General features: G+C 71.6%; 10 protein-coding genes and 1 rRNA gene. 6 read left to right on the top strand and 5 right to left on the bottom strand.

Features of this window, described 5'->3' with window-relative positions; translation table 11 throughout:
• Nucleotides 1-64: 64 nt before the first annotated feature.
• Nucleotides 65-712 carry a response regulator gene (locus tag ACRB68_RS00055; RefSeq protein WP_328593547.1) on the bottom strand — a complete coding sequence of 216 codons (648 nt, stop codon included), beginning with the start codon at nucleotides 710-712 and terminating at the stop codon, nucleotides 65-67.
• Nucleotides 713-769: 57 nt separating this feature from the next.
• Nucleotides 770-4,975, bottom strand: a complete 4,206-nt coding sequence (locus tag ACRB68_RS00050; protein ID WP_153530284.1) for a HAMP domain-containing protein — start codon at nucleotides 4,973-4,975, stop codon at nucleotides 770-772.
• Between the two features lie 320 nt (nucleotides 4,976-5,295).
• Here ACRB68_RS00050 and ACRB68_RS00045 point away from each other — a divergent pair, with 320 nt between their 5' ends.
• From ACRB68_RS00045 to ACRB68_RS00035, 3 genes are read left to right on the top strand one after another with little or no spacing between them, the layout of a single operon-like run.
• Nucleotides 5,296-7,443, top strand: a complete 2,148-nt coding sequence (locus ACRB68_RS00045; protein WP_153530283.1) for a SpoIIE family protein phosphatase — start codon at nucleotides 5,296-5,298, stop codon at nucleotides 7,441-7,443.
• 31 nt (nucleotides 7,444-7,474) lie between these two features.
• A complete protein-coding gene (locus ACRB68_RS00040) occupies nucleotides 7,475-7,807 on the top strand; it encodes an STAS domain-containing protein (protein ID WP_328593546.1) in 333 nt (110 codons plus the stop codon).
• A 49-nt stretch (nucleotides 7,808-7,856) separates the two neighbouring features.
• Nucleotides 7,857-8,225: an ATP-binding protein gene (locus ACRB68_RS00035; protein WP_153530281.1), complete on the top strand. Its 369-nt coding sequence runs from the start codon at nucleotides 7,857-7,859 to the stop codon at nucleotides 8,223-8,225.
• A gap of 70 nt (nucleotides 8,226-8,295) precedes the next feature.
• Here the strand turns inward: ACRB68_RS00035 and ACRB68_RS00030 are convergent, their stop codons facing one another.
• Both ACRB68_RS00030 and ACRB68_RS00025 read right to left on the bottom strand, forming a co-directional pair.
• Nucleotides 8,296-9,645, bottom strand: coding sequence for a class II 3-deoxy-7-phosphoheptulonate synthase (locus ACRB68_RS00030; RefSeq protein WP_328593545.1), 1,350 nt, complete (start codon nucleotides 9,643-9,645; stop codon nucleotides 8,296-8,298).
• 159 nt (nucleotides 9,646-9,804) lie between these two features.
• Nucleotides 9,805-10,812 carry a sigma-70 family RNA polymerase sigma factor gene (locus ACRB68_RS00025; RefSeq protein WP_235958678.1) on the bottom strand — a complete coding sequence of 336 codons (1,008 nt, stop codon included), beginning with the start codon at nucleotides 10,810-10,812 and terminating at the stop codon, nucleotides 9,805-9,807.
• Between the two features lie 131 nt (nucleotides 10,813-10,943).
• On the opposite strand from ACRB68_RS00025, the gene trxA reads away from it, so the two are divergent.
• Together trxA and ACRB68_RS00015 are read left to right on the top strand one after the other, a co-directional pair.
• The gene (trxA, locus tag ACRB68_RS00020) at nucleotides 10,944-11,300 is read left to right on the top strand and encodes a thioredoxin (protein WP_153530279.1); all 357 of its coding nucleotides are present in this window, start codon (nucleotides 10,944-10,946) and stop codon (nucleotides 11,298-11,300) included.
• Nucleotides 11,301-11,330: 30 nt separating this feature from the next.
• Nucleotides 11,331-12,149, top strand: a complete 819-nt coding sequence (locus ACRB68_RS00015; protein WP_153530278.1) for a putative RNA methyltransferase — start codon at nucleotides 11,331-11,333, stop codon at nucleotides 12,147-12,149.
• Here the strand turns inward: ACRB68_RS00015 and ACRB68_RS00010 are convergent.
• Nucleotides 12,096-12,833, bottom strand: a complete 738-nt coding sequence (locus ACRB68_RS00010) for a hypothetical protein (RefSeq protein WP_328593544.1) — start codon at nucleotides 12,831-12,833, stop codon at nucleotides 12,096-12,098. The genes ACRB68_RS00015 and ACRB68_RS00010 overlap by 54 nt on opposite strands.
• 806 nt (nucleotides 12,834-13,639) lie before the next feature.
• Here ACRB68_RS00010 and ACRB68_RS00005 point away from each other — a divergent pair.
• Nucleotides 13,640-13,760, top strand: a 16S ribosomal RNA gene (locus ACRB68_RS00005); the annotation flags it as partial.

Below are 13,760 nucleotides of genomic sequence, written 5' to 3'. Positions count from 1 at the left end.
TCACCGGAGGTGAGCAGGACGTCACCGCATCGCCCTGCCGATCACGCCCGCGAGGGCATGGCGGTCACTCCTGCGACCCCTCGTCGCTGGTCAGCGCCGCCCGCAGCGCGGACATCCGGCGGTCCAGCTCGGCGAAGTCGTCCTCCACCCCGGGCTGGATCCGCTTGCCCACCACGTCCAGTTGCTCCTCCACGGCGCTCAGCCGCTCCAGGACGCTCGCGGACGCCTCGCCGTCCGCACCGGACCGCGCCTGCAGCAGCGCCGCCTGCTCGCGCAGCAGAGCGGCCTGCTGGGTGAGGAGCGCCGTCTGGTCGCGCAGCTGCTTGTTCTTCTTGTGCAGCTCCACGAACACCGACACCTTGGCGCGCAGCACCCACGGGTCGAACGGCTTGGAGATGAAGTCCACCGCGCCCGCCGCGTACCCGCGGAAGGCGTAGTCGGGATCGCTGTCCACCGCCGTCAGGAAGATGATCGGCAGGTCGCGGGTCTTCTTGCGCCGCTTGACGTCGCGGGCCGTCTCGAACCCGTCCATCCCGGGCATGACGACGTCCAGCAGGATGACCGCGTACTCGTCGGTGAGCAGCGCCTTCAGCGCCTCCTCACCGGACCTGGCCCGGACCAGGTCCTGGTCGAGCGAGCTGAGGATCGCCTCCAACGCGATGAGGTTCTCCTCGCGATCGTCCACGAGCAGGATCTTCGCCTTGTCGTCCACGCGCGCCCTTTCCGCTCCCTGTCCCCGTCCGTGCCGGCCTCCGCCGCGGCCCGCCGCCTAACCCACGGCGGACGGCTTCAGCCAGTCGCGCATGACCTCCAGGAGATGGTCCACGTCGACGGGCTTGGGCACATAGTCCGACGCCCCCGCCTCCAGGCTCTTCTCCCGGTCGCCCTTCATGACCTTGGCGGTGATCACGATGATCGGCAACTCGGCGAACTGCGGCATCTCCCGGATCGCCGCCGTGGTCGCGTACCCGTCCAGGCCCGGCATCATCACGTCCATCAGCACCAGCGACACGTCGGGGTTGCGGTGCAGCAGGTCGATGCCGGCCTGCCCGTCCTCGGCGTACAGCACCTCCATGCCGTAGCCCTCCAGCACGCTGGTCAGCGCGAACACGTTGCGCACGTCGTCGTCGACGATCAGCACCTTGCGGCCCGACAGCGCGGTGTCCAGGAACTCGGCGGGCGGGTCGGCCGGCAGCCCGGCCAGCACCTGCTCGGGCTCGGCGGCGCGCTCGCCGCCCGCCGGGTCGCCGGGCGGCAGCCCCTCCACCAGGGACGCGGTGACCGGGACGTCGGACTCCTCCAGCGGCAGCGCCGCGCGCCGCCGCCCCTCGGCCTCGCTGAAGTGCGCGGGCAGGTACAGCGTGAACACGCTGCCGCGGCCGGGCTCGCTCTCGACCTGGATCTCGCCGCCGAGCAGCCGCGCGATGTTGCGGCTGATCGTCAGGCCGAGGCCGGTGCCGCCGTAGCGGCGGCTGGTGGTCCCGTCGGCCTGCTGGAACGCCTCGAAGATCGCCTGGAGGTTGTCGGCGCTCACCCCGATGCCGGTGTCGACCACCCGGAAGGCGATCACGTCGGGGGTGTTCCACAGCGCCGGCAGGGTGAAGTCGATGTCCTCGGCCCGCTCGACGCGCAGGCGCACCTCGCCCTCGGCGGTGAACTTCACCGCGTTGGACAACAGGTTGCGCAGCACCTGCTGGAGCCGCTGCTCGTCGGTGTACAGGGTGGCCGGCACGTCCGGCGCCACCTCCACGCCGAACCCGAGGCCCTTGTCCAGCGACAGCGGCCGGAACGCCGCCTCCACGTACTCCACCAGCGCCCGCACCGACAGCCGCTGCGGGTGCACGTCCATCTTCCCGGCCTCCACCTTGGCCAGGTCCAGGATGTCGTTGATCAGCTCCAGCAGGTCGGTGCCCGAGTCGTGGATGGTGCGCGAGAACTGCACCTGCTTGTCGGTGAGGTTGCCGCCGGGGTTCTCCGACAGCAGCTTGGCGAGCACCAGCAGGCTGTTCAGCGGCGTGCGCAGCTCGTGCGACATGTTGGCCAGGAACTCGGACTTGTAGCGCGAGGAGATCGCCAGCTGCTCGGCGCGCTCCTGCAGGGTGCGGCGGGCCTGCTCGATCTGGAAGTTCTGGATCTCGATGGCGCGGTTCTGCTGGGCCAGCAGCGCCGCCTTCTCCTCCAGCTCGGTGTTGGAGTGCCGCAGCTCGCCCTGCTGGCGCTGCAGCTCGTCGGACCGTTCCTGCAGCTCCTGCGCCAGCCGCTGGGACTCGGCCAGCAGCGCCTCGGTGCGGGTGTTGGCGCTGATCGCGTTGAGGGTGACCCCGATGGTCTCGATCAGCTGGCTGAAGAACGCCAGGTGCACGTCGGTGAACCGGCCGAAGGAGGCCAGCTCGATCGCGCCGAGCACGCTGTCCTCGAACACGATCGGCAGCACGATGATGTTCACCGGGGCGGCCTCGCCCAGCCCCGAGCGGATCTTGACGTAGCCGTCGGGCGCATCGGTGATCAGCAGCGCGCGGCGCTCCTGCGCGGCCTGCCCGACCAGCCCCTCGCCGAGCGCGAACCGCACCGCCCCGGCGCCGCGCCGCACCCCGTACCCGGCCAGCAGCACCAGCTCGGTCTCCCCGTCGGCCTCCTCGGCCAGGTAGAACGCGCCGTACTGGGCGCTGGCGGTCGGCGTCAGCTCCCGCATGATCAGCTCGGCGACCTGCATCAGGTCGCGGTGGCCCTGCATCAGGCCGCCGATCCGGGCCAGGTTGGTCTTCAGCCAGTCCTGCTCCTCGTTGGCGCGGGTGCTCTCGCGCAGCGTGGCGACCATCAGGTTGACGTTGTCCTTCAGCTCGGCGACCTCGCCGCGCGCCTCCACCGTGACGCTGCGGGTGAGGTCGCCGGTGGCGACCGCGCTCGCCACCTCGCCGATCGCGCGGACCTGCGTGGTGAGGTTGGAGGCGAGCTCGTTCACGCTCTCGGTCAGCCGCTTCCAGGTGCCCGACACGCCCTCGACCTCGGCCTGCCCGCCGAGCCGGCCCTCGCTGCCGACCTCGCGCGCCACCCGGGTGACCTCCGAGGCGAACGACGACAGGGTGTCCACCATCGTGTTCAGCGTCGTCTTCAGCTCCAGGATCTCGCCCTGGGCGTCCACGTCGATGCGGCGGGTGAGGTCGCCGTGCGCGACGGCCGTCGCGACCTGGGCGATGTTGCGGACCTGGTAGGTCAGGTTGGAGGCCATGCCGTTGACGTTGTCGGTCAGGTCCTTCCACATGCCGCCGGCGCCCGGGACCCGCGCCTGGCCGCCGAGGCGTCCCTCGGTGCCGACCTCGCGGGCGACGCGGCTGACCTCGTCGGCGAACGCCGACAGGGTGTCGACCATCGTGTTGATGGTCTCCTTCAGCTGCAGGATCTCGCCCTGCGCGTCCACCGAGATCTTCTTGGTCAGGTCGCCCTGCGCCACGGCGGTGGTGACCTGCGCGATCCCGCGCACCTGCGTGGTCAGGTTGTTGGCCATGCCGTTGACGTTGTCGGTCAGGTCCTTCCAGACGCCGCTGACGCCCCGCACGTTCGCCTGGCCGCCGAGGCGTCCCTCGGTGCCGACCTCGCGCGCGACGCGGCTGACCTCGTCGGCGAACGCCGACAGGGTGTCGACCATCGTGTTGACGGTGTCCTTGAGCTGCAGGATCTCGCCTTGGGCGTCCACGGTGATCTTCTTGCCGAGGTCACCGTCGGCGACGGCGGTGGTGACCTGGGCGATGTTGCGCACCTGGTAGGTCAGGTTGGAGGCCATGCCGTTGACGTTGTCGGTCAGGTCCTTCCAGACGCCGCTGACGCCCGGGACCCGCGCCTGGCCGCCGAGGCGCCCCTCGGTGCCGACCTCGCGCGCGACGCGGCTGACCTCGTCGGCGAACGCCGACAGCTGGTCCACCATCTGGTTCACCGTCAGCTTCAGCTGCAGGATCTCGCCTTGGGCGTCCACGGTGATCTTCTTGCCGAGGTCGCCATCGGCGACGGCGGTGGTGACCTGGGCGATGTTGCGCACCTGGTAGGTCAGGTTGTTGGCCATCGCGTTGACGTTGTCGGTGAGGTCCTTCCAGACCCCGCTGACGCCCCGCACGTTCGCCTGCCCGCCGAGCTGCCCCTCGGTGCCGACCTCGCGTGCGACCCGGGTGACCTCGTCGGCGAACGCCGACAGCTGGTCCACCATCGTGTTCACGGTGAGCTTCAGCTCCTGCAGCTCACCGGTCGCCTCCACCGTCACCTTGCGGGTCAGGTCGCCGAGCGCCACCGCCGTCGTCACGTCGGCGATGTCGCGGACCTGCGAGGTGAGCCGGCTCGCCATCACGTTCACCGCGGTGGTCACGTCCCGCCACCGGCCCGTCATGCCCCGCGACGACGCCTTGCCGCCGAGGCGCCCCTCGGTGCCGACCTCCCGGGAGAACTGCGTGACCTCCCAGGTGAAGTGGTCCAGCAGCTCCACCATCGAGTTCACCGACTTGGCCATCCGCAGCAGCTCGCCGCGCATCGGCCGGCCGTTCACCCGCAGCTCCACCCGCTGCGTCAGGTCGCCGTTGGCGACCGCCTCCACCACCTGGTGCATGCCGGTGGCCAGATCGGTCAGCTTGTCCAGGATGGCGTTGGAGTCCTCGACCGCACCCGCCCACGAGCCCCGCATCGGGCCCGGCGTCAGCCGCCCGAACAGCTGCCCCTCCCGGCCGATCTGCCGCCGCACCCGCGCCAGCTCACCGGCGAGATGATCGCCGTTGCCCCGGATCTCCTCCAGGATCTCCGCCGCCCGTGCTATCGCACCCTCGCCGGGCATGTCCACCAGGGCTTGCAGGCGCCCGTCGCGGACTGCCGCGAGCGCCTTCAGCAACGGCTCCAGGTCGGCGTCGCTGTAGCGTGGGACGGTGCTGCGAGCCGCGTCATCGGCGGAGCGGGCGCTCGGCCGGGGACGGGGCGAAGTACGGGGCATGCTCTTCATCCTCCTGGCCCGCGGTGCGGGGTACCCGGAAACGACGGACACCTCCTTTCGGGCCGCACCAGTACTCTACGTCGCCGGGTGTACCGGCACCCGGTGGTACGCGCATGCGGTCCGTTCTCTGTAGTCCGTCCTCGGTAGCCTTCGTGTTACGGTCGGTCGTGACATGGCAGCGGAACCGCCCGCGCGCCACTGCGGGCGCCGCGAGCAGGCCCCACCCCGGACCGGCCCACGCGCGGTCATGCCCTGCGTGGCAGAACGTCAGCCCCGTCTGTCACGATAGCCAGGCCCGGTAGTTGAAGCATCGAACGAGGGAAAGACTGTTGGATCGGCAGACGGTGTCGGGCACCTTCCCGTCCGCCGCGTCCTCGGTGGCGGAGGCGCGCCGCTTCGTCCGGCGCGTCCTGGCCGACTGGGACATGGAGGCCTGCACCGACGACGCGGTGCTGGCCACCAGTGAGCTGGCCACCAACGCGGTCACCTATGCCGGGACCTCCTTCGAGGTCGTCTGCCACCTGGCCGACGGCGAGGTCCAGATCGAGGTCCGCGACCTGCACCCGACCCGCGCCATCGCGATGCCCGGCATGTACGCCTCCAGCGGCCGGGGCCTGCCGTCGGTCGCCCGGCTCGCCGCGTCCTGGGGCATCACCTACGAGCACGGCGCCAAGGGCGTGTGGTTCCGCCTGCCGCGCCCCGGCGACACCACCGGCCGCGTCCACGACGACGAGCCGGCCGCCGCCCCGGCCGGCGCCCGCGCCGCGCCCGCCGTCCCCGCCGCCGACGCCGCCGTCCCCGCGACGGGCGACCGGCTGCTGCGCTCGCCCGCCGCCCGCGAGACCCTGCAGAACACCGTCACCACCGCCCGGGACCTGCTGGAGGCCGACGCCGCCGCCGTGCTCCTCACCGAACGCGACGGCCGGCTCGTCCTCGGCGCGTCGGCCGGGCTGCCCGAGGGCCTGCCGCTCGGCGACCTGTCGGTGGTGAGCCTCGGCCCTGACGCCCGCGCCGGCGTGCCCTGGGTGTCCTCCGACTCCTCCGACCCCGTCGCCGCCGCGCTGCACGCCCGCTCCCTGGCCGCCGCGCCGCTGGAGGCCCAGGGCCGGCTCACCGGCCTGGTCGTCGCGGTCGCCGCGGTGCCCGGCCGCTTCGAGGAGGCCGACGGCGCCCGCCTCGGCCGGCTCGCCGACGAGATGTCGCTGTCGCTGGAGAAGGCCCGCATCGGCGAGCTGGAACGCTCCTGGCGCGGCTGGCTGAGCTTCGTCGCCGAGGCCAGCGACCTGCTCGCCGGCACCCTGGACCAGGAGCGCACGATGGCGCTGGTCGCCCAGCTCGTCGTGCCGCGCCTGGCGACCTGGTGCGCCGTCTACACCGACGGCGAGGGCGACAGCGCCCGCCTGGCCTACGTCTGGCACGCCGACGAGAACCGCGCCGACGCGCTGCGCGACCTGCTGGAGCGCGCCGGCGCCGTCCCGCCCACCGAGGCCCCCGGCCCCTGGGGCGGCCTCGCCGCCGCCCCCGGCGACGTGCGCGCCGCGGCCGGCGACACCGCCGCCGACCAGGCCTACGCCTTCCCGCTGATCGCCCGCGGCCGGCGCATCGGCTCCCTGATCATCGGCCGCCCCGAGGGCGACCGCTTCCCGCGCAGCGCGATCGAGCTCGCCGAGGAGCTGAGCCGCCGCGCCGCGCTCGCCGTCGACAACGCCCGCCTGTACTCCGCGCAGACCACGATGAGCAGCGCCCTGCAGCGCAGCCTGCTGCCGCCCGCCATCCCCGACATCCCCGGCCTGGAGGTCGCGGTGGTGTACGAGCCGGCCGGCGAGGGCAGCGAGGTCGGCGGCGACTTCTACGACGTCTTCGCCAGCGCCGGCGCGAACACCCCCACCGGCTCCTCCCGCTGGCGGTTCGCCATCGGCGACGTGTGCGGCACCGGCCCCCAGGCCGCCGCCGTCACCGGCCTCGCCCGGCACGCGCTGCGCATCCTGGCCGCCGAGGACATGTCCGTCCCGGACGTGCTGAACCGGCTGAACCGCCTCATCCTCGCCGAGGGGGAGCGGGCCCGCCTGCTCACCCTGCTGCACGGCGAGATCACCACGCGGCCCCGCCGCGACGGCGTGACCATCGAGCTCACCAGCGCGGGGCACCCCCTGCCGCTGGTCCTGGACCCCGACGGCGAGGTGCACGAGGCCGCGACCCCGCAGCCCCTCCTCGGCGTCTTCGACGGTGTGCAGTTCCACACCGACACCCTTGAACTGCGGCGCGGACAGGTGATGCTGTGCGTGACCGACGGCGTCACCGAGCGGAGAGCCGGTGCCCGGCTGCTCGGTGACGGGCACGGCCTGGAGAGCATCCTGGCCGACTGCACCGGCCTGTCGGCCGGCGCGGTCGCCGCCCGCGTCCAGCGGGCCGTGCGCGACTTCGGGCCCGAACCCTCGAACGACGACGTTGCCCTCATCGTTCTACGGGCGTCATGATGAAGCTCAACAATCGGTAAGGTGGGGTGGCGTGGGGCTGGCCTTGCACACGACACGACAGGACGGCCGCGCGACGATAGCCGCGCGCGGTTCCATTGACCTGCACTCCTCGGACGAGCTGCGGTCGCGGCTCACCGAGCTGGTGGACGCGGGCGAGCGGGAGGTGGTCGTCGACCTCACCGCGGTCGACTTCTGCGACTCCTCCGGCTTGAACGTCCTCGTGCGCGCCTACAAGCACGCACGGGCACAGAACGCGACGCTCACCGTCACCGGGGCTTACGGCCGGGTCGAGAACGTACTGCGCACCACCGGGCTCGACCGCTTCCTCATCGGAGGCGCAGCCGGAGAAGGGGTGGGAACATGACCGACGCACACGCGGGGCCGCGACCCCGCGCAGCCTGGTGACCGATCCGATGACCGAGACCACGCTCCGCGCGGCCCCCCAGACCGAGGCGGTCGAGTACGCGCGCCGGCTCGCGGCCCGCACCATGCGCACCTGGTCCCTGCTGGACCGGGAGGAGCTGGTGACCGCGATCGTCGCCGAGCTCGTCGCCAACGCGGTCCGGCACGCCGGCACCGCGCTGGAGCTGCGCCTGCTGCGCGGCGCCGGGCGGATCCGGGTCGAGGTCCGTGATCGCGCCGCGCAGATGCCCCGGCTCACCGTCCCCGGCCCGCTGGACGAGTCGCACCGCGGCCTGTTCATCGTCGACCGGTTCGCCTCCCGGTGGGGCGCCGACCCGGTGACCGGCGGCAAGGTCGTCTGGGCCGAGGTCAGCATCTGACGCGCGCCGCCCGCCGGCGCGCACACGCGAAGGGCCCCGCGCGATCGCGCGGGGCCCCTGCGGCGTGCCGTCAGCCGTTCTTGCGGTACAGCTCGGCGACCATGAACGCCAGGTCCAGGGACTGGCCCCGGTTCAGCCGCGGGTCGCACGCGGTCTCGTAGCGCTGGTGCAGGTCGCCCTCGACGATCTCGTGCCCGCCGCCGACGCACTCGGTCACGTCGTCGCCGGTGAACTCGATGTGGATGCCGCCCGGGTGGGTGCCGAGGGAGCGGTGCACCTCGAAGAACCCGGCCACCTCGTCCAGCACGTCGTCGACCCGGCGCGTCTTGTGCCCGCTCGGCGCCTCGAAGGTGTTGCCGTGCATCGGGTCGCAGATCCACGCGACCGGCGCGCCGCTGCGGTGCACCTTCTCGATCAGCGGCGGCAGCGCGTCCCGGATCTTGTCCGCGCCCATCCGGGTGACGAACGTCAGCCGGCCCGGCTCACCGGCCGGGTTCAGCTTGTCGATCAGCGCCAGCGCGTCGTCGGCGGTCGTCGTCGGGCCGAGCTTCACCCCGATCGGGTTGCGGATCCGGCTGAGGAAGTCCACGTGCGCGCCGTCGATCTGCCGGGTGCGCTCGCCGATCCACAGGAAGTGCGCCGACACGTCGTAGGGCAGCCCGCTCAGGCTGTCGATCCGGGTCAGCGCCCGCTCGTACTCCAGCAGCAGCGCCTCGTGGCTGGAGTAGAACTCCACCCCGTGGAACTCGTCGGGGTTGGCGCCGCACGCCTTCATGAACGTCAGCGCCCGGTCGATCTCCCCGGCCAGCTGCTCGTAGCGGCGGCCCGCCGGCGACTGCGCCACGAAGTCCTGGTTCCAGGCGTGCACCTGCCGCAGGTCGGCGTAGCCGCCCTTGGTGAACGCCCGGCACAGGTTCAGCGTGACCGCCGAGCAGTGGTAGGCCTGCAGCAGCCGGCGCGGGTCGTTGCGCCGCGACCCCGCGTCGAAGTCGAAGCCGTTCACCGCGTCGCCGCGGTAGGCGGGCAGCTCCACGCCGCCGCGCGTCTCGGTCGGCTTGGACCGCGGCTTGGCGAACTGCCCCGCCATCCGGCCGATCTTCACCACCGGGACGCTGGCCGCGTAGGTGAGCACGACCGCCATCTGCAGCAGGGTCTTCAGCTTGTTCTTGACCGCGTCGGCGTTGGACCCCTCGAAGGTCTCCGCGCAGTCGCCGCCCTGAAGCACGAAGGCCTCACCGCGGGCCACCTCGGCGAGCCGCTCCTTGAGCTGGTCGCACTCGCCGGCGAACACCAGCGGCGGCTGCTTGGCCAGCTCGCTCACCGCGGCCCGCACCTCGGCGGGGTCTTCCCAGTCTGGCTGCTGAACGGCGGGGAGGTCGCGCCAGGCGTCGAGCGCCCCCGTGACGCTTGAAGTACTCACGGTTCCCAAGGCTATGGCACTGTGCGGCCGACGGCACCCGGGTGTGACCCATCGGCTCGGGTCCGTTCCAAAGCGCCCGGAAGAACACGGGACGCCCGGCATGCGACGGCCGGGCGGCCCCTCGGGAGGACCGCCCGGCCGTCCGGGCACCACCGCCGGCTACGCCGCCCGGCGCCCGGCCGTCTCACGGGCCGCCGGCTCCAGCGGCTCGGCCGCGGCCAGCGTCCACCGGCCGGACAGGTCGGTCTCGGCCGCCAGCTGGCGCAACCGCCGCAGCGACCGGTCGGTGATCTGCCGCACCCGGTTGTGGCTCAGCCCGTACCGGGCGCCGATCTGCGCGTACGACAGGGGCTGCCCGCTGTCCATCCCGAACCGGGCGCGCAGGATCGCCGCCTCACGGTCGGGCAGGCGCTGCAGCAGCCGGCCGAGACCCTCCAGATCGTCCAGCGCCAGGATCTCCGCCTCCGGCGTCACCGCGTCGGGATCCTCCAGCAGGTCGCCCATCGGCGTCTCACCGGCGTCGTCGACCGTCGCGTCCAGGCTCGCCGGGTCGCGCCGCCAGCGCAGCAGCTCGTCCACATGCTCGGGCGCGGCGCCCACGACCTCGGCCAGCTCCTCGCGGCTCGGCTCCCGGCCGAGCTCACGGCTCAGCTGCCGCTCGGCACGGCGCAACCGCGACAGTTCCTCTTCCACATGGACCGGCAACCGGATCGTGCGGGCCGTGTGGCTGAGCCCACGCCCGATCGCCTGGCGGATCCACCACGTCGCATAGGTCGAGAACTTGAAACCACGGCGGTAGTCGAACTTCTCCACCGCCCGCATCAACCCCAGATTCCCCTCCTGAATGAGGTCGATCAGTGGAAGCGAATCGGTTGGGTACTTACGGGCTATGGAGACGACGAGCCGCAGGTTGGCCTCGACGAAACGCTGCTTGGCGCGCAGCCCCGCCGCCATGACCTCTTCAAGCTCGTCCCGGGTGGCCCCTGCGGGGAGCCGGCCCTCCTCCAGCAACTGTTCGGCATACAGGCCCCCCTCGATCGCCTTCGCCAGATCGACCTCCTCCTCCGCGTCCAGCAGAGGGGAACGGCCGATCCGGTCGAGGTACGCCCCGACGAGATCCTTGTCCGGCGTGTCGATCCTGGTGCCCTTGGTACGGGTTGCAGCCATCCTGACCCTTCTCCGGTGCGATCTCCCTAAGACGACAACGCTAATTACCCCTCTGTGATTCCCGGTTCGGGAATACTGCGGCCTCCGAAGCGGCTCTACCGACCTGATACCCACACCGAGGAGAAAACGACATGGCGACGGTCACACTGACCACGGAGAACTTCGACGAGGTCGCCAAGAGCGGCGGCATCGTCCTGGTGGACTTCTGGGCCGAGTGGTGCGGCCCGTGCCGCCGGTTCGCCCCCGTCTTCGAGCAGTCCTCGCAGAAGCACGAGGACATCGTGTTCGGCAAGGTCGACACCGAGGCCGAGCCGGAGCTGTCCGAGCGCTTCGGGATCTCCTCGATCCCGACGCTGATGGCCGTCCGCGACGGCGTGATCGTCTTCGCCGAGCCGGGCGCGCTGCCCGAGGCCGTCCTGGAGAACGTCATCGGCCAGGTCCGCGAGCTGGACATGGACGACGTGCGGCGCCGGATGAAGAAGTCCTGACCCGTCCCGCCGATGGCCGATGATGGACCGATGCTGTCCGACGTCGTCGACCACCTGGTGTGCCCGGTCTGCACCGGGGACCTCGCGCTCACCGGCCGCGGCCTGCGCTGCCCGGCCGGCCACGCCTTCGACATCGCCCGGCAGGGGTACGCCAACCTCCTGCCGGGCGATGCAAGGCCCGGCACGGCCGACACCCCCGAGATGGTCGCGGCCCGCGACCGCTTCCTCGGCGCCGGCCGCTTCGCCGCGCTGACCGGCCTCATCGCCGAGACCCTGGCGGACCGGACCCACGTCCTGGACGCCGGCGCGGGCACCGGCCACTACCTGAAGGCCGTGCTCGACGCCGCCCCGGACGCCACCGGCCTCGCCCTGGACATCTCCAAGCACGCCGCGCGCCGCGCCGCCCGCGCCCACCCGCGCATCGGCGCCGTCGTCGCGGACCTGTGGCGCCCCCTGCCGGTGCGCAGCGGTGCGATGGACGCGATCCTGAACGTCTTCGCGCCGCGTAACCCCGCCGAATACCGCCGGGTGCTGTCCCCGGGCGGCGCGCTCTACACGGTGACGCCCTCACCGCGCCACTTCGGCCCGCTCATCGGCGAACTCGGGCTCATCTCCGTGGACGGGCAGAAGACCGAACGCACCGACAAGGCCCTCGCCGGGCACTTCACCCTGGACCGCAGGCACGACCTGGAGACCGAGGCGCCGCTCGGCCACGAGGAGATCGAGACACTCGTCGGCATGGGACCGAGCGCGCACCACGTACCGCCGGACGAACTGCGGCGGCGGATCGCGAAGCTACCCGACCCGTTCCCGGTGCCGCTGTCCTTCGTGCTGTCGGTCTACCGCTAGCGGCCGCGGCGCCTGGCACAGTTCCAGCATCACCTGCGGCACGTCACCGGCCTCGAACAGCCTCCCGATCCCGGGGACGTCGACCAGCTCGTACAGGAACGACGTGGCGACCGAGCGGATCGTGCCGGCGAGGAGCACCCGCTGCAGCGCCTGGCCCGCCCGCAGCCACTCGGCGGGGGAGTTGCCCCTGGTCGTCAGCACCGCCTTCTGGACACCCTCCCCGGGAAGCCGGTGCAGCGTCGCACCCTCCAGCCGGGCGGCCTCGGCGAGCTCGTTCACGACGGGAAGGGGCGGAGCGTCTCCCGCAGCCGTCATGCGCGGGGGGAAGGGACGCAGCGTCGCGGCGTAGAGCAGCCGCTCGGACCGGCTGACCCGGTGCCGCCCCGCCAGCCGCACGGCGGCCAGCACGGTCGGACGGGACGGGTCGGGCAGCAGCCGCACCACGGCCCCGCGCCCGAGCAGCGCGGCGGCCAGGCGCAGATTGACCAGCGCGGCGCCGCAGCTCAGATGCAGACCGCGCCCGGCCGGATCGTGCGGCGCCTGGAACCTCGCCGGATCGGCGTGCACCTCGATCGCCCCGGACACCACCTTGAAACGCCAGGCGTGCACGTCATGGATCGCCGGGCCGATGGTCCCCGCCACGACCAGCCGCTCCGCCGAATGCCCGGTCACCGATGCGCTCACGAGGCGTCCTCTCCTGACCTCGCCCGGCATCGATCCGGGCGGTCCACGGCCGGCGTCCCGACGAGGCGAGATCACCTCGTCCGTGCATGGTGGGACGCGACTGGTGCGAACCGTACCGCAATGTGAGCTGAGGCACGTAGCACGCCTTCTGTGCCGCTATGCCCTTCTGGCAAGGGAAACGGAGACCCCGGCCGCGGCCCCTGGGAACCGGGTGCTCCCGATTTGACGCTCTTCGAGACCGCCCCTAATGTTCTCGATGCCCCAAGGGGATGCGGGACGCCGACGAGGCGGCCGGCCTCCGGGGGAGACCGACCAGAAAACGGACCGAGCTTCACTCGGACTGTTGTACGATGGTCAGGTCAGCCCGAGACGGGATGCAGGACGCCGCAAGGCGGCCGGCCCGGAGGGCGCTCCCAACGAATCTCAGCCGATGGCCGTCAGGCCGTGCCGGCCGCAGAGTCGTGGGAACCGGTCGAACCGTCATCGTCGAAACGATCTCTAGTAGATCGACTTGACAAGCACGGTGAAGCAGGTAAGTTAGAAGGGTTGCCCCGGAGCCTGGGGCCGCGTAAGCGGAACAGGCGCGGTGGGTGTCCGTTTCTTGAGAACTCAACAGCGTGTTAAAAGCCAGTGCCTTTAACGATCGAGCACAGACTCGATCACCCCGTGCCGACGCTTTCGGGTGTCGGTGGGGATTTCTTTGAGGCAAGTCGGCCACCATATCGGTGGTCGCATTTGCTGGGATTTCGATCCTTTCAAGGTTTGGCGGTTCCGGGGTTCGCCCCCTGGGGTCGTCGCGATGGACCTTAATGGAGAGTTTGATCCTGGCTCAGGACGAACGCTGGCGGCGTGCTTAACACATGCAAGTCGAGCGGAAAGGCCCCTTCGGGGGTACTCGAGCGGCGAACGGGTGAGTAACACGTGAGC

The organism is Actinomadura macrotermitis (genome assembly GCF_009604375.1).
In the GTDB taxonomy this organism is placed as follows: domain Bacteria; phylum Actinomycetota; class Actinomycetes; order Streptosporangiales; family Streptosporangiaceae; genus Spirillospora; species Spirillospora macrotermitis.
This window is presented reverse-complemented; position numbering and strand designations above follow the sequence as displayed.